Source organism: Salinispora tropica CNB-440 (genome assembly GCF_000016425.1).
Classification (GTDB): Bacteria; Actinomycetota; Actinomycetes; order Mycobacteriales; family Micromonosporaceae; genus Micromonospora; species Micromonospora tropica.
This window is the reverse complement of record NC_009380.1, coordinates 2,785,124-2,806,179: the sequence shown is the minus strand read 5'-3', so window position 1 is coordinate 2,806,179 and position 21,056 is coordinate 2,785,124. Positions and strand designations below refer to the sequence as shown.

General features: G+C 69.8%; 20 protein-coding genes. 17 read left to right on the top strand and 3 right to left on the bottom strand.

Annotated elements, in window-relative coordinates; translation table 11 throughout:
* The first annotated feature begins 1 nt into the window (after window position 1).
* From STROP_RS12560 to STROP_RS12505, 12 genes are all read left to right on the top strand, one after another.
* A complete protein-coding gene (locus STROP_RS12560) occupies window positions 2–268 on the top strand; it encodes an acyl carrier protein (protein ID WP_012013722.1) in 267 nt (88 codons plus the stop codon).
* Window positions 268–507, top strand: a complete 240-nt coding sequence (locus STROP_RS12555; protein ID WP_018830026.1) for a hypothetical protein — start codon at window positions 268–270, stop codon at window positions 505–507. Before STROP_RS12560 ends, STROP_RS12555 begins: the two co-directional genes overlap by 1 nt.
* Window positions 500–1,579 (top strand): beta-ketoacyl-[acyl-carrier-protein] synthase family protein, encoded by a 1,080-nt coding sequence (locus STROP_RS12550; RefSeq protein ID WP_026274866.1) that lies wholly within the window; start codon window positions 500–502, stop codon window positions 1,577–1,579. Before STROP_RS12555 ends, STROP_RS12550 begins: the two co-directional genes overlap by 8 nt.
* Window positions 1,576–2,094 (top strand): beta-ketoacyl synthase chain length factor, encoded by a 519-nt coding sequence (locus tag STROP_RS12545; RefSeq protein WP_020678830.1) that lies wholly within the window; start codon window positions 1,576–1,578, stop codon window positions 2,092–2,094. Before STROP_RS12550 ends, STROP_RS12545 begins: the two co-directional genes overlap by 4 nt.
* Window positions 2,091–3,707, top strand: a complete 1,617-nt coding sequence (locus STROP_RS12540; protein WP_012013719.1) for a class I adenylate-forming enzyme family protein — start codon at window positions 2,091–2,093, stop codon at window positions 3,705–3,707. Before STROP_RS12545 ends, STROP_RS12540 begins: the two co-directional genes overlap by 4 nt.
* Window positions 3,704–4,948: a beta-ketoacyl-[acyl-carrier-protein] synthase family protein gene (locus STROP_RS12535; protein WP_012013718.1), complete on the top strand. Its 1,245-nt coding sequence runs from the start codon at window positions 3,704–3,706 to the stop codon at window positions 4,946–4,948. Before STROP_RS12540 ends, STROP_RS12535 begins: the two co-directional genes overlap by 4 nt.
* Window positions 4,949–5,016: 68 nt before the next feature.
* Entirely contained in the window at window positions 5,017–6,120 is a 1,104-nt protein-coding gene (gene hppD, locus STROP_RS12530) for a 4-hydroxyphenylpyruvate dioxygenase (RefSeq protein WP_043535364.1), read from the top strand.
* Window positions 6,117–7,046, top strand: a complete 930-nt coding sequence (locus tag STROP_RS12525) for a phytanoyl-CoA dioxygenase family protein (RefSeq protein ID WP_012013716.1) — start codon at window positions 6,117–6,119, stop codon at window positions 7,044–7,046. Before hppD ends, STROP_RS12525 begins: the two co-directional genes overlap by 4 nt.
* Window positions 7,047–7,049: 3 nt before the next feature.
* Window positions 7,050–7,862, top strand: a complete 813-nt coding sequence (locus tag STROP_RS12520) for a DUF3050 domain-containing protein (RefSeq protein WP_012013715.1) — start codon at window positions 7,050–7,052, stop codon at window positions 7,860–7,862.
* The gene (locus STROP_RS12515; protein ID WP_012013714.1) at window positions 7,859–8,830 is read left to right on the top strand and encodes a thiamine pyrophosphate-dependent dehydrogenase E1 component subunit alpha; all 972 of its coding nucleotides are present in this window, start codon (window positions 7,859–7,861) and stop codon (window positions 8,828–8,830) included. The genes STROP_RS12520 and STROP_RS12515 overlap by 4 nt, the downstream gene beginning before the upstream one ends.
* Entirely contained in the window at window positions 8,831–9,796 is a 966-nt protein-coding gene (locus tag STROP_RS12510; protein ID WP_012013713.1) for an alpha-ketoacid dehydrogenase subunit beta, read from the top strand.
* A 4-nt stretch (window positions 9,797–9,800) separates the two neighbouring features.
* A complete protein-coding gene (locus STROP_RS12505) occupies window positions 9,801–11,168 on the top strand; it encodes an ATP-grasp domain-containing protein (RefSeq protein ID WP_012013712.1) in 1,368 nt (455 codons plus the stop codon).
* Between the two features lie 57 nt (window positions 11,169–11,225).
* On the opposite strand, the gene STROP_RS12500 is transcribed toward STROP_RS12505, so the two are convergent.
* Genes STROP_RS12500 through STROP_RS12490 form a run of 3 tightly spaced genes read right to left on the bottom strand, consistent with a single transcriptional unit; the run spans window position 11,226 to window position 14,763 of the window.
* The gene (locus STROP_RS12500; protein WP_012013711.1) at window positions 11,226–11,930 is read right to left on the bottom strand and encodes an SGNH/GDSL hydrolase family protein; all 705 of its coding nucleotides are present in this window, start codon (window positions 11,928–11,930) and stop codon (window positions 11,226–11,228) included.
* Between the two features lie 32 nt (window positions 11,931–11,962).
* Complete coding sequence (locus tag STROP_RS12495; RefSeq protein WP_012013710.1) at window positions 11,963–13,201, bottom strand: MFS transporter; 1,239 nt, start codon at window positions 13,199–13,201, stop codon at window positions 11,963–11,965.
* On the bottom strand, window positions 13,198–14,763 hold the full coding sequence (locus STROP_RS12490) for a class I adenylate-forming enzyme family protein (RefSeq protein WP_026274868.1): 1,566 nt from the start codon (window positions 14,761–14,763) through the stop codon (window positions 13,198–13,200). The genes STROP_RS12495 and STROP_RS12490 overlap by 4 nt, the downstream gene beginning before the upstream one ends.
* A 299-nt stretch (window positions 14,764–15,062) precedes the next feature.
* On the opposite strand from STROP_RS12490, the gene STROP_RS12485 reads away from it, so the two are divergent.
* The 5 genes from STROP_RS12485 to STROP_RS12465 are packed head-to-tail and all read left to right on the top strand — an operon-like array spanning window position 15,063 to window position 21,007.
* The gene (locus STROP_RS12485) at window positions 15,063–16,334 is read left to right on the top strand and encodes an SGNH/GDSL hydrolase family protein (RefSeq protein WP_026274869.1); all 1,272 of its coding nucleotides are present in this window, start codon (window positions 15,063–15,065) and stop codon (window positions 16,332–16,334) included.
* Window positions 16,335–16,393: 59 nt separating this feature from the next.
* Complete coding sequence (locus STROP_RS12480; RefSeq protein ID WP_012013707.1) at window positions 16,394–17,620, top strand: cytochrome P450; 1,227 nt, start codon at window positions 16,394–16,396, stop codon at window positions 17,618–17,620.
* Window positions 17,621–17,650: 30 nt separating this feature from the next.
* Window positions 17,651–18,592, top strand: coding sequence for an alpha/beta hydrolase (locus STROP_RS12475; RefSeq protein WP_012013706.1), 942 nt, complete (start codon window positions 17,651–17,653; stop codon window positions 18,590–18,592).
* Window positions 18,585–19,691, top strand: a complete 1,107-nt coding sequence (locus tag STROP_RS12470; RefSeq protein WP_012013705.1) for an alpha-hydroxy acid oxidase — start codon at window positions 18,585–18,587, stop codon at window positions 19,689–19,691. Before STROP_RS12475 ends, STROP_RS12470 begins: the two co-directional genes overlap by 8 nt.
* On the top strand, window positions 19,640–21,007 hold the full coding sequence (locus STROP_RS12465) for an aminotransferase-like domain-containing protein (protein ID WP_020678884.1): 1,368 nt from the start codon (window positions 19,640–19,642) through the stop codon (window positions 21,005–21,007). Before STROP_RS12470 ends, STROP_RS12465 begins: the two co-directional genes overlap by 52 nt.
* The last annotated feature ends 49 nt before the right edge of the window (window positions 21,008–21,056 follow it).

The following is a 21,056-nucleotide window of genomic DNA, read 5'->3' as shown; positions in this document are numbered from 1 at the left end:
AATGAGAGCCGAGGTTCGCGCCTTCGTCATCGAGCAACTTACCGACATGAACTACGACGTGGAGGGGGTTGACGACGATGCCACTCTCGGTCCAGCGGGAGTGGACCTGGAGTCCCTGGCCCTCGCCGACCTGGCGGTCCGCGTCGAGGACCAGTATGGACTGACGTTCGCCGAGGAAGAGTCGGAAAAGCTGGCTCTGATGACGGTGGGCGAGTTCACCACGATGGTCGCCAACCGGGTTGCCGGGGCGCCGGGCGACCACTCCTGATGGCCGGCGAGCCCGCCCTGGGGCGGGTCGACCTGGTGGCCATGCTCGCCCAGCTCACCGATCGACCCACCGACGTGCCCGAGCGAATCGGCTCGATGGAGCTGGCCTGGCTTGTGCACCTGGTCGAACAGCGCTCTGACCGACGACTCGACCTCACCGACGACCAACTCGCCGGGATCCGCACCGTTGACGACGCACTGGTGGTCTTCCAGACCGCCCTGGCCACCGCCGATGGTTGAGCCGGCCGATGTTCTCCTCACCGGTGTCCACGCGACCAGTGCACTCGGTCGGGGCGCCGAGGAGCAGGTGGCCGGGATGCTTGCCGGAATCCCCGCGTTCCGGCCGGTCCGTCGGTTCGACACCGGCGCCCGGCGGGTCAACGCGGCGGCCACCCTGCCGGAGACCGGAACCCTCGCTGACGAACTGGCCGAGGCGGTGACGGTGGCGTGCCGGTCGGCGGGGCTCACCGCGTCGGACCGGGCTGACGCGGCACTGCTGCTCGCGGTGCACGGCGGGAGGTCCGTGCCGGCATTGGGCGCGGGCCTCGCCGCGGCCACCGGCTTCCCCGCCCTGCGCACGTACACCACGGCGTGTGTCTCGGGAACCAACGCGGTCGCCGACGCGGCGGCGTTGCTACGTCGCGGCAAGGTCGACCGCGCCGTGGTCGCCGCCGGCTACCTGGTCGAGCCCGACCAGTACGCCCTCTTCGACGTCGGCCGGGCGCTCGCCACCGATGCGGCAGTGCGTCCGTTCAGCGCCGGGCGTACCGGTCTGCTACTCGGCGACGGAGTGGCGGCGGTGGTGCTGGAACGCGCCGACGTCGCCCGTCGACCCATCGCCGGCCTGCTCGGCTGGGGGCGGGCGGGTGATGCCTTCCACCCGTGTCAGCCGGAACCGAAGGGCCGTGGCCTGGCCCGGGCGATCGGGGCCGCGCTGGCCCGCGCCGACCGTTGCCCGGAGGACATCGGTTACGTCAATGCCAACGCCACCGGATCCGGACCGGGCGACGCGGCCGAGGCGGCGGCGTTGCGGACCGCGCTGGGCCCGATGGCCCGGCGGGTACCGGTGAGCTCCACCAAATCCCTGCATGGACATGCCCTGGAGGCGTCCGGCCTGCTGGAACTTGTGGTGACGGTGCTCGCGCTGCGGCGCGGCGAGCTGCCGCCGAACGCCGGCTGGCTCGGGTCGGACCCCGACTGCCCGCTCGATGTCATCCGGGACGTGCCGCGTCCGGCCGCCACCGGCTACGCGCTCACCCTCAACGCCGCGTTCGGCGGCGCGAGCACTGCCCTGCTGCTGGGTGCGACGTGACCGGGCCGGATGGACCGACGGTGCGGGCTGAGGCGGCTTGGCCGGAGTCGGGTGACGGCGCGGCGCCACCGCTACCAGGATTCGTCCACTCGGCGTTCAACCCGCTGGTGGCGGCGGTAGCAGATCGGTGCCTCCGCCGGGCATACCGGGCCGCGCCGGCCCCTGATGGAGAGCGCACCGCGATCGTGCTGGTCAGCCCGACCGGCGACGAGGCCAGCGCGACGTACGTGCGGGCAGCGGTGGCCGCTGACCGTCGGCCGGGACCGCTGTTCTTCTTCCAGTCGGTGCCGAACAGCGTGGTCGGCCACCTGGCCGCCCGCTGGGGGCTGGGTGGACCGGTGGTCTGCCTCGCACCGGCCGGCGACCCTCGGGCAGCCGGGCTCGCCGAGGCCGACCTGTTGCTGTACGACGGCGACGCCGACGCGGTGTTGCTGATCCTGATCGACACGGCACCCGACGACGGTGATGCGGAGTCAGCCGTCGCCGTGCTGCTGGGGGGAGGAGACCGACCATGAGACCCAGGGGAATCCGTGGGCTGCTCGCCGCCGACAACCACATCGGCGCCGGGAATGTGCTCGAGCGGGTGCTTGCCCACGGCGCCGACCCGGACATGCCCTGCCTGACGTTCGACACACCGCTGGACGGGCACCCCGCGGAGACGGCGCTAACGCTGGGACAGCTTGACCGCCAGGTGGCAGCCCGGGCCGCCTGGCTGCACGAACGGGGCATCGGCTCCCGTGACCCGGTGGCGGTCTGGGCCACCGCAACCGCGGACATGGTGCTGAGCTATCTCGCGCTGACCCGGCTCGGCGCGATCCCGGCGTTGATGAACGGGCGGCTACGGCCGACGATCGCCGCCGAGTACATCCGACGGCTGCGTGGCGTCGCGGTGCTCGCCGATGAGGAACATCGTGGGCTGCTCGCCGAACACGACCTTGGGGTCCCGGTGCTCGGCACGCCGGCCGAGGCTGGCAGTGGTGACCCAGCCGGGGCGCCCGCCCACTACCGGCACCACCCGGACGATCCGATCGTGATCACTCATACGTCCGGCACCACCGGAGTGCCGAAGGCGGTGCTGCACTCGCACGCCAGCCTCTTCGCGGCGACCCGACACCTGCTGAGCATGCCGCAGGCCCAGGGCACCAGCCGGATCCTGAGCGCCTTGCCCGCCCCACACACCGCCACCGTACTCATGGTCAACCAGGTGCTCGGTAACTGTGCGGAGATGCTCCTCCTCTCCGACCAGGGTGGAGAACAGGTTCTCGACGCCATCCAGCGCTGGCGCCCGGACGGGGTGTTCGGCTTCTCGGTCACGTGGGCCGAGCTGGCCCGGTGCGACCTGTCCGGGTACGACCTGGACTCGGTACGGCTGTGGTTCAACACCGGCGACTCGTCGCACGAGCCACACATCCGGCATCTGGTGTCGGTCGGCTCCCGGGACGTGGTGACCCGCGCGGGTCTCACCCGGGTGCCGGGCTCGGTGTTCATCGACGGTCTCGGCTCCTCCGAGATGGGACACTCCATGTTCCACATCACCCACACCCAGGAGACCGACCGGTACGGACGGTGCATCGGCCGGCCGTACCGGTTCACGAAGGTCGCCGTGCTGGACGCGGCGGGTGAGCCGGTGCCGACGGGCGAGGCTGGCTGGCTGGGCATCGACTCGCCGTCGTTGTTCCGCGGGTACTGGAACGACTCGGTCACCACCCACCGTTTCCGCCAGCGCGGCTGGTATCTGACCGGGGACCTGGTCTACGCCGACGCCGACGGTTGGTACTACCACCTGGACCGGGCGGTCGACTCGGTCGACTCGCCCGACGGGAAGCGCTTCTACACCGCGTTGTCCGAGGAACGGATCCTCGCCGCCTGCCCCGACGTCACCGACTGCACGGTGGTCATGGTGCGCCAGCCGGCCGGTGTCGTCACCGACGTGCTGCTGGAACTGGCCACCGACGCGGACGGGAGCGCCGACCGTACCGCGGCGGTTCGGAAGGCGCTGGGCGGTGAGGTCGGGGCGACCCTACGGCGGGTGGTCCCGGTTCGTTCTGCCGACATCCCGGTCACGGTGACGGGCAAGGTCCGCAAGGTGGCGCTGCGGGAGCGCTACCTGAGCGAGGCGTCCCGATGACCGCGGTCATCACCGGGATGGGTTTACACACCCCGGTGGGCCGGGGTGCCGAGGCCACCTTCGACGCGTTGTGCACCGGCCGCTCCGGGCTGACGCACCTGCCGGCCGACCACCCCGCAGCCGGAACCCTGGAGGTCGCGGGGTTGCTGCCGGCGATCGATCCGCGGTCGGTGTCGTCTGGTCCGGACACCAAGGTCCTCGACCGGATCGTGCTGCTTGCTCTGCTCGCCGCCGCGGATGCCTTCGCCGATGCCGGCATCGAGGTGGGCCGGGACGTGGCCCCGGAACGGACGGCGGTCATCGTCGGCGGGGTCGGTGGGCTGGCCACCCTGGAGACGCAGGTGCTCACCCGAGCGGCCCGGGGGCGAGCGGGAGTCAGCCCGTACCTGCTCACCGGGGTGCTGCCGAACATGCCGTCGGCCCGGATCGCGATCCGGCACGGCATTCGGGGCTACAGCTCTTCGGTCGGCACCGCCTGCGCCTCCGGCGTCCAGGCGGTCGCCGACGCCGTCCGGCTGATCCAGGCAGGCGAGGCCGACGTGGTGCTCTGCGGGGCCAGCGAGGCGCCGCTCTTTCCCACCTTCGCGGACACCTTCGGCAACGCCCGGGCCCTTGCCCGGGGGTGGGCTGACCCGACGGAGGCCAGCCGACCGTTCGACCTCCGCCGGAACGGCTTCGTGCTCGCCGAGGGAGCGGCGCTGTTGGTGCTGGAGAGCGCCGCCCACGCCGCGGCCCGGGGCGCCCCCGGGTACGCCGAGATCGCCGGGTACGGCGTGACGACCGACGCGTACCATCCGACCGCACCCCGGCCGGACGGCACCGGCGCGGCGGAGTCCATCCGGCGGGCGCTCAGCGGCCGCGGCGTACCGGTGCCGGTGGCCGAGGTTGGCTACGTCAACGCGCACGGCACCGGGACCAAGCTCGGCGACATCGCCGAGATCACGGCACTTACCGAGGTCTTTGGCACGAATGGGGTGCCGGTCAGCTCCACCAAGGCGCTCACCGGTCACCTGCTCGGGGCCTCCGGCGTACTGGAGACGGCGGCGACCGCGCTGGCACTCGGGCGGGGCCTGCTACCGCCGACCTGGAACCTCGACGACCCGGACCCGGCATGCCCGGCTGATCACATCCGTAAGGAGCCCCGGGCGACCGAGACCGGCTATGCGCTGACCAATTCCTTCGGTTTCGGGGGGCAGAACGTCAGCCTGCTGCTCTCGCGGGCCACCCGGCCGCGGAGTTGACGGTGCAACCTTTCGCGGGCGGGGTGCCCGCACGACCGGCACGGGGGATCTGTGGGAAAGGGTGGGAGATGGACATCCGTGGCATAGACCACATCGAATTCTATGTGGGTGACGCCAGTCAGGCTGCCTTCTACTTCGGCAACGGGGTGGGGATGCGGCTCTGTGGTCAGGGCGGCCCGGAGACCGGGCTGACCGGGCAGCGGTCGCTGCTGCTACGGCACGCCGACATCCGGTTGCTGCTCACCTCCGGGCTGACCGTCGATCATCCGGCGGCGGAATATGTGCGGCGGCACGGGGATGGCATCGCTGTGGTCGCCTTGGCGGTTGACGACGCCACCAAGGCGTACGCCGAACTGCTGGACAGGGGCGCGGTCGGTGCGCTGCCACCCACCACCGTCACCAGCGCGGACGCGGAGGTCGTCATCGCCGAGGTGGAAGGTTTCGCCGACGTGCGGCACCGGTTGGTCGAGCGCCGTCGGGGCGGTCGTGACTTCCTGCCGGGCCTGGCGGAGCTGCCGCCGGTAGCGGAGACCGCCGAGGACCTGCTCGTCGAGATCGACCATCTGGCGGTGTGCGTGCCGCCCGGGCAGCTCGCCGAGACGGTATGCGGCTACCGGGAGGTCTTCGGCTTCGACGAGATCTTCCACGAGTACGTGGAGGTCGGCGGCCAGGCGATGAACTCCACCGTGGTGCAGTGCCCGTCCGGGCGGGTGACACTGGTGCTCCTCGAGCCGGACACCAACCGGCGGGCTGGGCAGATCGATGCATTCCTTGCCCAGCACTCGGGCGCGGGAGTGCAGCACCTGGGGTTGCGTACCAACGACATCATCGAGGCGATCGGCGCGATGCGTCAGCGAGGGCTTCGGTTCGCGCGCACGCCGGCGGCCTACTACGACGACCTTGAGACCCGGGTCGGCCGGGTCGACGGGTCTGTGGACCAGTTGCGGGAGTTCGGTGTGCTGGTCGACCGGGACCACGACGGTCAACTGCTGCAGATCTTCACGGAGTCGATGCACGTGCGCCGCACGCTCTTCCTGGAGCTGATCGAGCGGCGTGGGGCACAGACCTTCGGCAGCGGCAATATCAAGGCGCTCTACGAGGCCAAGGAGCGGGAACTGGCGGTGGCGGCCTCGGCCGGCGGTGTCGCCGCTACCCAGGAGGTGACGGGATGACCACTACTGATTTCGACCTGCATCTGACCGATGAGGAAAAGTCGTTGCTTCCGTCCGACGAGGACGTGGCGTTCTACGCCGAGCACGGCTGGTATCTGTCGAAGAAGCTGTTCACCGACGACGAGGTGGACGCTCTCGCCGCGGCTACCGACCGGTACTACGCCGGTGAACGACACCGCCGGCTACCGGTGCGGCCCCCGAAGCTTGCCTACTGGGAGCCGGCCAAGGGCGCGGTGCAGCGGCACAACGACTACGTCCACCACGAGCACGACGGGCTCGGGGCGCTCCTGCGCAAGCGGCTGATCGGCGCGGTCGCCGCCCGGCTGGCACAGGCCGACGAGATCCGGATTTTCCAGTCCACGTTGATTTTCAAGCCACCGATCGACGGGGAGCCGTCGAACATCGTGCCGTGGCACTTTGACAAGCACTACTGGGCGTCCTCGTCGTCGGAGCGGATGCTGACCGCCTTCATCCCATTCCATGACTGTGGGGAGGAACTGGGCACCATCGTCATGGTCGACGGCTCGCACCGGTGGGCCGAGGTCGGCGCCGACGACACCGTGGTACGGCACTTCGCCGACCGCGACCGCAACCAACTCGACGACATGCTGGCCCGCAACGCGGGACACAACAACGCCGAGGTCCGGAAGATCCCGATGGTGATCCCGAAGGGGCACATGAGCTTCCACCACTGCCGGACCTATCACGGCAGCGGTGCGAACGTCAGCGGACGGCCCCGCCAGGCGATCTCACTGCACCTGCAGGACGGCGACAACAGCTGGCGGGCGTATCCGCTCTCCACCGGCGAAAACGCCGCGTACAACCACGACGTGCTTGTTCGCCGTACCGACGACGGTCGGCCGGACTACGCGGACCCCGAATATTGCCCGGTCATCTGGCGCCACCACGCCAAGCAGGGAGGCTGAGTCATGTCACGGTACGACTGGGGAAAGACGCACCCCGGAATCGAGCGGCTGGAGAAGGCGGTGACCGACCGCCGGAACACGGTGGTCCAGCACCCGCTGTACGCCAGTCTCGACACCCACGCGGCGCTGGTGACCTTCATGGAGCACCACGTCTTCGCGGTCTGGGACTTCATGTCCCTGCTCAAGTCGCTGCAACGGCAGCTCACCTGTGTGACGGTGCCGTGGATCCCGACCGGGCCGACCGGAAGTCGCCGTCTGATCAACGACATCGTGATGGTGGAGGAGAGCGACGAGCTGGGTAGTGGATTCCTCAGCCACTTCGAGCTGTATGTGCAGGGCATGACCGAGGCCGGCGCCGACACCAAGCCCGTGGACAAGCTGGTCGAACTCTTGCGTGCTGGCCAGTCGGTCACCGAGTCGTTGGCGGAGGCGGGGGTTCCCGCCCCCTCCGCGGCCTTCGCCGGCACCACCTGGCGGATCATCGAGAGCACCCCGGTGCACTGCCAGGCCGCCGCGTTCGCGTTCGGCCGGGAGGATCTGATCCCGGAGATGTTCACCCAGGTCGTCGCCGTCAATCACCGGTCGGGGCGGCTGACCCGGTTCGTCGACTACCTGGAGCGGCACATCGAGGTCGACGGTGAGCAGCACACCCCGATGGCCATGCAGATGCTCGCCGACCTGTGTGGCGACGACGACACCAAGTGGCAGGAGTGCGCGGACACGGTCAACACCGCGCTAGCCGCGCGGGCCAAGCTGTGGGACGACATCCTGGCCGCGGTGAAGGGCAATCCGGCAGCGGCTGCGGGGCGCGGGTGACCGAAGTCGGCTCGGTCCGGCTCTACCGCACGGTACGGCTGATCCGCCGGTTTGAGGAGCGGGCGATTGAACTCGTCCGCTCCGGCCACATCGTCGGCGGCATCCACCCGTACGTCGGCCAGGAGGGGATCGCGGCCGGGGTGTGTGCGGCGCTGCGCCCCGACGACGTGGTCGCCGGCACCCACCGGGGGCACGGCCACGTGCTCGCGAAGGGGGCCGATCCAGCCCGGATGATGGCGGAACTGTGCGGTCGGGTTACGGGCCTGAACCGGGGCCGGGGCGGCTCGATGCACGCTGCCGACTTCGCGGTCGGGGTGCTCGGCGCCAACGCCATCGTCGGCGCCGGTGGCGCGATTGTCACCGGCGCCGTCTGGGCCCGGCGCCGGCGCGGTGACGACCTGGTGGGGGTGAGCTTCCTCGGCGACGGTGCGGTCAACGAGGGGATGCTGTTGGAGGCGTTCAACCTGGCCGCACTCTGGCGGGTGCCGGTGCTGTTTGTGTGCGAGAACAACGGCTACGCCACGACGATGCCGGTGGCCGACGCGGTGGCCGGCAGCATTCCGGCACGGGCGGAGGCATTCGGCATTCGGACGTCCGTGGTGGACGGCCAGGACCCGGCCGCCGTACAGGCCACCACCGCTGCCGCCCTCACCCGGATGCGCGCCGGCGGTGGCCCCGAGTTCCTGGAGGCCCAGACCTACCGGTTCGATGCCCACCACACTTTCGAGCACGCGGTCCGCCTCGACTATCGCTCGGTGGAGGAGGTCGAACGCGGCCGGTCCCGGGATCCGGTGCGGATCGCCGGCTCGCGGCTGTCGGCCACCGAACGGGCGAAGGTCGACGCCGACGTGGAGGCGGTGCTCGACGCGGCGGTGGCCGAGGCCCTCGCCGCCCCCGAGCCCGACCCGGCCACCGCACTGGAGCACCTGTACGCCAGCGGGCTGACCGCCCGCACTGGAGGTGGGTAGATGCCGCGGCTGTCATACCGCAAGGCGCTCAACCGGGCGCTAGCCGACGAGTTGGCCCGGGACGAGGAGGTGTTCCTCCTCGGGGAGGACATTCGGGTCGCCGCGTCGGCGGTCACCGCCGGCCTGCTGAAGCGCTTCGGCCCGGAGCGGGTCCGGGACACCCCGCTGTCGGAACAGGCGTTTACCAGCTTCGCCACCGGGGCGGCGATGGCCGGAGCCCGGCCGGTGGTGGAGTTCCAGATCCCGGCGTTGCTGTTCCTGGTCTTCGAACAGATCGTCAACCACGCGCACAAGTTCCCGTTGATGACCGGCGGTCAGTGCGCGGTGCCGGTCACCTACCTGGTGCCCGGCTCTGGTTCCCGTACCGGATGGGCGGGGCAGCACTCCGATCACCCGTACAGCCTTTTCACCCACGCGGGAGTGACCACTGTGGTGCCGGCGACCCCGGCCGACGCGTACGGGCTGCTGGTGTCGGCGATTCGTTGCGACGACCCGGTGGTGGTGTTCGCGCCGGCCGCGGCGATGGACACTCGTGCCGACGTCAGTGACCGGGTGCCGGTGCCGTTGGGGCGGGGGCGGGTGCATCGAGCCGGTGACGATGTGACGGTGGTCGCCGTCGGGCACCTGGTGCACGACGCGCTCGCGGTCGCCGAAGAGCTGGCCGACGAGGTCTCGGTGGAGGTGTTCGACCCACGCACCCTCTACCCGTTTGACTGGGACGGACTGCTCGGCTCGGTCGCCCGGACCGGGCGGTTGGTGGTGGTTGACGACTCCAACCGCTCCTGCGGCATTGCCGGTGAGGTCATTGCCACCGTGGTCGAACAGATCCGACTGCACACGCCGCCGCGTCGGGTAACCCGCCCGGACGGTGCGGTGTTGCCGTTCGCCCCGGCCCTGGACCGAGCGGTACAACCGGGCCGCGAGCTGTTGCGGCACGCCATTCACCACGTCAGCAAGGATGGATGACCACATGACCGATGTTGACTACCGCTGGCCGTCCGCCGCGCAGGCCTGGCTGGACCTGCCCGCTGACCTCCGTGCCGATCTGGTCTCCGCCGGGGTGGAGTCCTGGCGCGAGATCTTCGACGAACGGGCTTCGTACAACCAGCAGTGGCGGCTGGCTCGACCACCGGTGATGGACAGGACGTCGCTGCGGGTGCTCAACTCCGTCTGTGACCGGCTCGCCCAGCTGATCTTCGAGTCGTGCCGGCGGCGGGCCAGGACGGCGGGGGAGCTACGCCACCTGCTCGGGATGCCGGCGGGGCAGAACCGGCTGCTCGACGAGGCCGAGCCGCTCACGGAGGCGTTGCTCGCCGGGTTCCGCCCGGACGTGCTGCTGAGCGACGGAGTACCGCGGGTGGTGGAGTACAACATTGACAGTAGTCTTGGTGGGGCGCTCGACTCGGACACGACAATACGACGCTTCGTTGATCTCTATCGGCGGCGCGGCCTCGACCGGGTTCGGATGGAACCGGCACCTTCCGCGGTGGACATGCGGTTCGCGGCCATTCGTGACGGCCTTGGCTTGGCAGCCGGGGCGCGGCTCGCCCTGTTGATCGACTTTGACGCCGAATACCCGGGGCTGGAAGACCCGGAGCGCTTCTACCGGAAGCTGGATCCGGTGGTTGACCGCGCCGCCGTCGCCGGCCTCGATCTGATCGTCGCACCGGTTACGGAGGCCACCCAGGACACCAAGGGGCGGCTGGTCATCCGGGGTGCCCCGGTCGACGGGCTGTTCCGGCTCTTCGTGCCGAACCGGGTCACGCCGAGCGCCGGAGTGGACGCTCTGGAAGCGGCGGTACGGGCAGGATCCGTGCCGATGTGGGTGTCGGCGGCCGCGTGGCTACTCGGGAACAAGCAGGTGTTCGCCTGGCTCTGGGCGGACGCTGACACGTTGCCGACGGCCGACCGGGATCTGATTCACCGGTATGTGCCGCAGACCTGGCTGTTCACTCCGGACCTGGTCGAGCAGGCGGTGGCTGACCGGCACGACCTGGTGGTCAAGCCGTCCGGTGGATCCGCTGGGGTGGACGTGCTGATCGGCCGGGAAACCGACGCGGACGCCTGGCGGGAGGCGGTGGGCCGGTTCGCCCGGCAGGGCGGCTTCATCTTGCAACGCTATGTGCACGCCGACAACGTGCCGGTGGAGTTCGTACACATGGAAACCGGGGACCTGACCACCGCGGAGGTGCCGTACAGCGTCGCTCCGTATCTCTTCGGCCGTCAGCCGGCGGGTGCCTGTGTTCGCATCGGCTTCCCCGGTAGCGAGGGAGTGCTCAACCTGGCCCGCGGCGTGCTTATCTCCGGCCTGCTGGTGACGGACCCGCCGCCGGCCTGACCGGTCGCGCGGGGTCGTTCCCACCGGGAACCGGGCCCTTCGGTGCTGGTTGACTCGTCAGCGGAGGCCGCTCCGGTCAATGCGCGCCGCACCGAGATGGTGCGCGAGGCGACGGAGCGTCTCCGCTGCGGCGATGGCGTCGCTACGGGCGCTTCCGTGGCGGCCGTCGCTGCTGTAGATGGAAGGGTCGGCGGTCAGCGGGTGGTCGGTCAGGTGCACGTGGACCGTGTCCAGGCGGTTGGCCACCGCGCGGGTGTGTTCGGCCAGCCGGCGCAGGCGCACACCGAGGCCGGCGCGGCGGGCCTCGGGCACGGCGGGACTGTGCGACACGTCGAACATTCCCACCGTGATGACTGTCGCCCCGGCGTGCTGGAGCGCCTCGACCATCCCGGCGATCTCGGCATCCACCGCATCGGCGTCGTAGCTGGGCAGAAACGCGTCGTTGCCGCCGCACACGACCAGGGCGAGATCCGGTGTGAACTCCAGTGCCGGGCTGAGCTGACTGGCCCTGACCTGGTGCGCCCGCAGCCCGCGCAAGCCAAGATTGAGGTAGGCGAGTTCCGGCGCCCGGGCGCGGAGCTCGGCGGCTATCCGGTCGGCCAACTGCACATCCGGGTAGCCGTCAACCGGCTCGCAGAGCCCTTCCGCGACGCTGTCGCCGAGCACCACGAAACGTCGCCACGGATGCCCCTGGAGCAGGGCGCTCCTCTCCTGCTCCCGCAAGCAGTAAGGATCAATGGCTTCGCTGTGCGTCGCTGTCATGATCGGACGTTAGCGCAGGAAGCGCGGTGATGCTAAGTGGAAATCCGTCCTCGGTCCGAGGCACGAACCAACGGTGCTTCCGTCCGCGTCGCGCGCAGGGCGGCAGCGAGGGGAACAGCGGTGACGATGACGATGAACAGGGCCGCGGTCAGCAGTGCGGGTTCGAGGCCGAGCGTGGTGACGGACGCACCGCCGAGCAGGGCACCCAGGGGCAGACCAGCGAAGGCAAGCGCACCGGCCAGCCCAATCACCCGGGACTGGAGTTCAGCCGGGGGACGCTCGTACAGCGCGACACCGAGCAGTGGGTTGACCACAGCGATGCCGATTCCGGAAGCGAAGGTCACCAGGACAACCACGACGAGGTCGTCGCTGAGGGCCAGGACCAGTAGTCGGGGTGGGCCACTGACCGCGGCGCCGACCGCGAAGGTCAGGTCCCGGCGTAGCCGCGAGCCGAAACTGGTGAACAGCACGTTGCCCAGCAGGGACCCGGCGGCGAAGGCACCGAGCACCACCCCCAGCCCGGCCGGGCTTCCCAGCACGTCCGCCACCCAGAGGGGGATGTAGACCGCGATACTCGCGTTCACCACCATGTTCAGTGCGGAGATCACCAGCAGCATGGTGAGCACCATCCGGTCCTGCCGGAGGTAGCGGAGGCCGCCGGCGAGTGCCCGCGAATAGCGTTCCGGCGCCGAACTGGCCGGCCTACCGGTGCTGCGGCGTACCAGGCTGGAGATCAGTAGCGCGCAGACCGCGAAGGTCGCCGCGTCAACGAGAATCGCCAGGGTCGGTCCGAGCCACCAGATCAGCAGGCCACCCACGCTCGCCCCGAGCAGGGTCGTCAGCCGGGATAGCCCATCGTAGATCGAGGTCAGCCGGATCAACCGGACCCCGGCAGCTTCTGCGGCCGGGCGGAACATCACGTGCTTGACTCGGTCACCGACCCCACGCAGCGTGCCCACCAGAGCAACCAGGACCAGTAGGGCACCGAAGCCGAGCCACGGGGTGAGTGCCACCGCCACCATCAGCCCGGCGCTACCCAGGTCGGCGAAAATCGAGGTGCGACGCAAGCCGATCCGGTCGGCCAGCGGTGGGCCGAGACCACTGGAGAGGAGGTAGGGCAGCGTCTCGGCGGCGGCGACCACCCCCATCTTCGCGGGGCTACCGGTCGTCTCCAGCACCAGCCAGGGGATGGCGAGGATCGATATTCGACTACCGAGGTTGGACAGCAGGTCGGCGCCGACGAGCGCGACCAGTTCTCGCCGTGGGGTCACGCGCGATGGCCGATCGATGCCTCCGGGTGCTCGACGGCCGACGGGTGTCCCGCCGCGTACCGCGCCCGTAGCGCACGTTTGTCCACCTTGTTGGCACGGTTCAGGGGCAGCGCGGAGACGAACTCCACGCCGCCGGGCGCCCAGGTGTCGCTGAGTGCGGCGGTCACGACGTCGATCAGCTCGGCGCCGGTCACCGCCGCGTCGGGCGTCTTTACCACATAGGCGTACGGCAGCTCGCCGGCCACCTCGTCGGGCACGCCGATCACCGCCGCGGCCCGGACACCGGGATGCCCAGCCAGCGCGTCCTCGATCGGCCGGGAGTAGATCGGCCAGCTACGCCGGCGGGTGAGGATCCGGTCCTGCAACCGGTCCACCAGGTACAGGTAGCCATCCACGTCGAGGTGGCCAACATCTCGGGTACGTACCCAACCGTCCACCAGGGTGTCCGCGGTCAGGTCAGGGCTGCCGTGGTAGCCGGCGAAGCGCAGTGCCGTCTGCACCCAGACCTCACCATCCACGTCGGGGGGAAGCACGGTCCCGTCCGCCCCGCGGATTTCGATTCGCACGTCGCCGTACGGCTTCCCGCAGGAGCGAAGTCGCTCCGGGTGCGCCGGATCCTCGGTCAGGCCCGGTTGCGCGGTGACCACCACCGCCTCGCTGAGCCCGTACACGATGCGCAGCACCGGACCGAACCGAGTGATCGCTTGGCGTAGCCGGGCGGGCGCGGCGGGACCGGCGCCGACGTTGAACATGAACATGGAGGAAAAGTCGACCCCGGGTAGGGCGGGGTGATCGAGCACCTCGTAGAGCATCGGCGGGGTCAGGAAGGTGGAGGTGATCCGCTCGGCCGGCACGGTCTGGATGAACTCCGTCGCGTCCCAACCCTCCCGGGGAAACAGCACCCCGCCGGTGAAGAGGTTGAACAAGGTGGTGATCTGGCCGCTGGCCAGCCACATGGGGGAGTAGGACAGGTGCCGCAGCAGCGGGAACCCGGCGGTACGGAAGCCGGCGGCCAGGGCGAGGACCTGGGTGTAGAAGCTCTCCTGGTGCCGCACCAGCTTGGGAGTGCCGGTGGTCCCAGAGGTCTGCAGGAGCGAGTCCGCTTCCGATACCCGGGTGGGCAGGTCAGCGGTGGCCGGTACGGGAGTCAGGTCTACGCCGAGGCGAAGCACTGGTCGGCCACTCATTCCCGCAGCCAGCTCCGCACCGATGTTGGCCGGATCGCGGGCATCGTAGAGCAGGGCGTCGGGCCGGCTGAGTTCGACGAATTCCTTGATCTCCCGACGGGACGTCACCGGTGCGATCCACATCGTACGGCAGCCAAGCAGGTGCAGCGCGAGCTGTAGCAGCGGCCCTTCCAGCGGGTTCCCGAGCGACAACAGCACCGCGGCACCGGGTTGGATTCCGTGGCGGAGCAGCGTCGTGGCGAATCCGCGTACCTGGGCGCCCACGTCGGCGTAGGTCAGTCGTCGTTCGCCGTCGACGATTGCATCGCGGTCACCGAACTCGGCGAAGAGTGCCAATGCCTGATGCACGTAGCCCGGCTGCGGTCGGTCGGCCATCCGGACGCCCCCATCCACGGCAGCGGTGTGCCCGGGGTTGCCCGGGGCACGGTGCGGGCCGCAGGCGACCGCGCCACCACCTGTGAGCCTAGGGCAGACAACGGAAATGAACACGAGCCGAAGGTGGCCTTCGGCCAGGCCAGCAGGACACGTGATCACGTCGATCAGGTTGATTGACGCCTCCGCGCGGCGACGGTTACGTTCCGCAGCACGCCCAGATGAGCGCCGGCACTGGCCGGGACAGACGCTGGGCTGCCGACAATGGAGGTTCAATGTCGACCCCGAAGAAATGGCATATCGTGGCGGCCGCCGCGGCGCTACTCATGGTGGGCACTCCCAGCGTGGTGGCGAACGCGGAATCGTCGGCCGAGGTGGCAAAGCACCGCAAGACAACCTGGGCCACGAGTTGGGCGACCGCGGTGGCCCGAGGCAATTCGGGTGGCCTGACCAACAACGGCCTTGAGGACCAGACCATCCGGAACATCGTGCACACCACGGTGGGTGGCTCGGTGCTGCGGGTCCGACTCAGCAACATGTACGGCGAGCAGGACGTCGAGATCGGTCGGGCGACCATTGCCCGGCCGGACCAGACGACGCCCGACGATCTGTCCGACATCGACCCGAGTACGCTGCGGGAGCTGACGTTCGGTGGGTCAACCTCGGCGACGATGAACCAGGGCGCCGAGCTGATCAGCGACCCGATCGACTTCCCGGTCGGTGAGCAGCAGGACCTGGTGGTCACGGTCTACTACCCGGTCCTGACCGGCCCGGTTACCTTCCACGGCACGTCCCGACAGACGAGCTTCATCGGCGACGATGATCTCACCTCGGATGCCGGTGCCGGCCTGTCGAGGCTTGCGGACTGCTGCTGGTTCTTCCTGTCCGGTATCGATGTGCAGCGCCGCAAGAGTCCCGGTTCAGTGGTGGTCTTCGGCGACTCGATCGCCGACGGTAACGGCAGCACGCTCAACGCCAACAAGCGCTGGCCGGATCTGTTGGCCGACCGGTTCATCGATGCCCGTCCGGATTCTCGGACCCCGGCCGTGCTCAATATGAGTCTCGCCGGGAACCGGCTCAACCACGAGGGTGCGGAGCCGGGAGCCGGTGGCTTCCCCGGCTACAACGAGCTGGGACCGAACGCGCTTGCCCGGCTCGACGAGGACATCTTCGCCCAGACCGGCGCCCGGGCTGTGATCACACACCTGGGTATCAACGACATCTGGATGTCCGACGACTCCGCCGAGGAGATCATCGCCTCGCTCCGGCAGATCAACCAGCAGGTTAAGTCACGTGGCCTGCGCAGCCTGGTGGGCACGTTGACGCCGTACGCGGGTCACGGCGAGCCGGGTGTGTGGACGCCGGAGAAGGAGGCGACCCGGCAGACGGTGAACGAGTATCTGCGCACCAGCAAGGAGTTCGACGGGGTCATTGACTTCGATCGGGTGCTGCGCGACCCGGAGCAGCCCAGTCGCTTGTTGCCGGCATACGACTCGGGGGATCACATTCACCCGAACGACGCCGGTAACAAGGCAATGGCCGGCGCCGTGTCGCTGCGCCTGCTCGGTCTGTGACATCGGTTCGGGCGGCGGAGGATTCCGTCGCCCGAACCGCCGTATCGTGGAGAGGTGTCGTGCTGGACGTCGAGGGGCTACTAACCCGTCTCTACAGTGAACAGGGCCGGCAGGACCCTTATCCCGTCTACGCCGGCCTCCATGCGCAGGGAGCGATCGCCGCGCTGGCGCCGCGGCCGGAGGGTCAGCGGGTCGCCGCGGTGGCGGTCGGCTACGACCTGGTCGGTGCGGTGCTGCGGGACCCGGAGTGGTCCAAGCAGCCGCCGCCGGGCTGGATGGAACAGGAGATCCTCCGGACTCTCCAATCATCCATGATGTTCATCAATCCGCCTGATCATGGCCGGATGCGGAAGGTGTTCGCCGGCACCTTCACACCGCGTCGGCTCGGCACCCTGGAACCGGTGATCAACCGCGTGGCCGACGAACTGCTGGACCGGATGGCCGATGCCGGGCCCGGTGAGGTGGACTTCGTCGCCGAGTTCGCGTATCCGCTGCCGGCTCGGGTGATGGCCGAGTTCATCGGCATTCCCGCGACCGAGCTGGCCTGGTACCGGGATCGGGTGGACCGGATCGACGCGTTCCTGGACGTGGCCGGCAAGACACCGGAGCGGCTGGCAGCGGCGAACGCCGCCGCGGCCGAACTGCGAGTCTTCTATGCGGACCTACTCGCGCGCCGCCGCCGCACGCCGGGTGAGGACCTGATCAGCGGTTTGGTGGAGGCGGTTGACGCGGGCGGTGTCCAGCTGACCGAGGATGAGTTGATCAACAACCTGATTGTGCTCTTCAACGCCAGCTTCGTCACCACTGTCTACATGCTGAGCAACGGCCTGCCGGTGCTGCTGGAACATCCGGAGGTGGCGGCTGCGTTGGCCGACGACCCGGAGCTGACCGCTGGCGCCATAGACGAGATTCTGCGGCTGCAGACGCCGGTGCACCTGCTGGCCCGCGCCGCACCCCGGGACACCGTGCTCGGCGGAGTGCCCATCCCACAGGGCCAGAACGTTCTGCTGCTGATCGCTGCCGCCAACCGGGATCCGGCCCACTTCCCAGACCCGGATCGGTTCGACCCCCGGCGGCCGGGTCCGCCTTCGCTGGCGTTCGGCCTCGGGCTGCACTACTGCCTCGGCGCCGCGGTCTCCCGTCTGGAGGGCCGGCTGGCGCTGCCCCGGCTGCTGTCCCGTTTCCCCCGGCTGCGAATCATGGAGCAGCCGGTGTACAGCGGCAGCCTCTTCCTGCGTGGAATCGACAAACTCTCGGTCAGCCCGGGGGGAAGGATGCATCCGTGAGTGAGCGACCAATCGGCACGGGGTGGTGGCGTGAGCCTGCATCCTGAGGCTGAGGCGTACCGGGCGAGCCGTGCGGCGGCCGGCACCCCACCGCTGTACACGCAGACCCTCGCCGAGGCCCGCGCGGCCGACCTCGCCGCGATCCGGGCCGGCTCCGGCCCGGTCGAGCCGGTCCACGAGGTACGCGACGCGTACGTGCCCGGACCGGCCGGCGACATACCGGTCCGGGTGTACCGTCCCGCCGGGGCCGGGCCGCTGCCGACACTGCTCTACTTCTTCGGCGGTGGGTGGACGCTGGGCAGCGTCGACACCGCGGACGGGGTCTGCCGGCGTCTGGCCAACGCGGTGCCCTGCCAGGTGGTCGTTGTCGGCTACCGGCTGGCTCCCGAGCACCCGTTCCCGGCGGCCGTGCACGACTGTCACGCTGCCCTACGCCACATCGCGGCGCATCCGGCGGAGTTCGACGTAGATCCGGAGCGTCTCGCGGTCGGCGGGGACAGTGCCGGTGGCAACCTGGCCGCCGCGGTCACGCTGCTGACCCAGAAGGACGGCCCCCGGCTGGTAGCGCAGTTGTTGGTCTATCCGAACACCGACCAGACGATCGATCCGCCGGGCGGCGAGGATCCGCTGTTGTTCAACCGGCGCTCGGTCGACTGGTACCGCTCCCATTACCTGGCCGACCCGACCGACGCCCACCATCCACTCGCGTCGCCGCTACTCGCCGACGACCTGACCGGTCTGCCCCCGGCGTTCGTGGTCACCGCTGAGCACGACCCACTGTGTGCCGAGGGTGAACGGTACGCCGACCGGCTCCGCATCGCCGGCGTGCAGACCGTCCTCACCCGGTACGCGGGCATGGTTCACGGCTTTTTCACCATGCCCAGCGTCTTCGATGCGGGCCGGCAGGCCCAGGCAGCGGCCGCGACCTTCCTACGCCGCCGCTTCCGTCGGACGGCGGCCGACGATGGCTGAGCAGATGTCGCCGATGCGCGAGTCGCCGGTCGCACTGGCCGACTTCGCCGACCTCGCCCGCGCGGTACTACCGCCGGAGGTGTGGGACTTCGTGGCCGGCGGTAGCGGCGCCGAGACGACGCTGGCCGCGAATCGACGGGCTTTGGACCAGACCGGCGTGCTGCCCCGCGTGCTGTGCGGTGTGCCGACGCCACCGACCGACGCCCGGCTGCTGGGAGCCGTCCACACGTTGCCGGTGGCGGTCGCACCGATGGCGTATCAACGGCTGTTGCACCCCGACGGGGAGGTAGCCCTTGCGGCGGCGGCCGGCGCGGCCGGCATCCCGTATGTGGCCAGCACGCTCGGCAGCGTCCCGATCGAACAGGTCGCGCGGGCCGGCGGTGACGTCTGGTTCCAGCTCTACTGGCTGCGTGACCGGGGACTCGTCGCCGACCTGCTGGACCGGGCCGAAGCGGCGGGCTGCACCGCGCTGATGCTCACCGTGGACGTGCCAATCCTCGGTCGTCGGCTGCGGGACGTGCGCAACTCGTTCGCCATTCCCGCGGATGTGGTCGCCGCGAACCTGCCCACCGGCCGGGGCAGCCTCGCCCACGCGGCGACCCCGGGCGTGTCCGCGGTGGCCGCACACACCGGTGCGGTCTTCGCGCCGGCCGTGAGTTGGGACGACCTGGAGTGGCTGCGGGAGCGGACCTCGGTTCCGCTGGTGGTCAAGGGGGTACTCGATCCGCGTGATGCCACCCGCGCGGTGGCGGTCGGAGCGGACGCGGTGGTGGTCTCCAACCACGGCGGACGCCAGCTTGACGGTGCACCGGCCACCGCGACCGCGTTGCCCGCGGTCGTCGACGCGGTGGGCGACCGGTGTGAGGTGCTGTTGGACAGCGGTGTTCGGGGCGGGATGGACGTGTTGCGGGCCCTCGCCCTTGGTGCGCACGGCGTCCTGGTGGGCCGCCCGCTGCTCTGGGCGTTGGCGGCCGGCGGCCGCTCCGGTGCCGAGGCGGCCCTGTCGCTGCTGGCTGACGAGTTCCGTGACGCGCTGACGTTGGCGGGGTGCGCCGACGTGGTGGCGGCACGGCACCTGCGGACGACGAGGGTGGAGTGATCGTGGATCTACACCTGGCCGACCTGCATCCGGCGCTCGGGGATCCGGCCCTGAACTCGATGAACTTCCTCAACGAGGTGGCGCAGGACTACCCGGATGCGGTGTCGCTTGCCGCTGGCCGTCCGTACGAGGAGTTTTTCGAGTTCTCGGCGCTGCACCGGTACCTGGACCTCTTTCGGCAGCACCTGGTCGATGACCTCGGGCAGGACCCGGGTCAGGTCCATCGCACCCTGTTCCAGTACGGGCGGACCAAGGGGATCGTGCACCACCTGATCGCCCGGAACCTCGCTGTCGACGAGGGGATGACGGTCGACCCGGAGACGATCGTGGTGACCGTCGGGTGCCAGGAGGCGATGTTCCTGGTGCTGCGGGCGCTACGCACCGATCCGCGGGATGTCCTGCTCGCGGCGACCCCGACCTATGTGGGGCTCACCGGCGCCGCGCGGTTGCTGGATTTTCCGGTCCGCCCGGTGGCGACGACGGACTCCGGGGTGGACCTGGCGGACCTACGCGGTCAGGTGCACCGGGCCCGGGCCGAGGGGCTGCGCCCGCGCGCCTGCTATCTGATGCCGGACTTTGCCAATCCGTCGGGTACCAGCATTTCGTTGTCCGATCGGCAGGCGTTGCTGGACCTGGCCACCGAGGAGGAGCTGCTGCTGATCGAGGACAACCCGTACGGACTCTTCCCGGTGACAGAAGGTCGGCGACTGCCCACGCTGAAGGCCTTGGACACCGATCGTCGGGTGGTCTACCTGGGATCCTTCGCGAAGACGGTGCTACCTGGCGCACGGGTTGGCTACGTGGTGGCCGACCAGCCGGTGACGGATGCCGATGGCGGGAGGAGCCACCTGGCCGACCAGCTCGCCAAGGTCAAGAGCATGGTCTCGGTGAACACCTCGCCGGTGGCCCAGGCGGTGGTCGGCGGAGTGCTGCTCGCGCACGATTGCAGCCTGGTCACCGCCACGGTCCGACAGCGCACCGTCTACACCAGTAACCTGCGCCACCTGGTTCACGGCCTGGCCCGCCGGTTCTCGGCCGGCTCGTCGGTGCGTTGGACGGTGCCCGCCGGAGGGTTCTTCGTGGTGGTCACCGTGCCGTTTCCGGTGGACGACGCGCTGCTGCATCGCTCCGCCCGGGAGTACGGGGTGTTGTGGACCCCGATGGCGCACTTCTACGGCGACGGTACGCCGGTGCACGCGCTGCGGCTGTCGGTCAGCGCGGTCACCCCGGACGACATCGACCGCGGGCTGGATCGGCTCGCCGCGCTCGTCGCTGGCGAGGTGGCGCGGCAGGAGACGGGGGCCAGGGTGCGTTGACTCTTCGCGTTCAATGAATGGCAAAGGGTGAGCACCCCCATGTATGTGG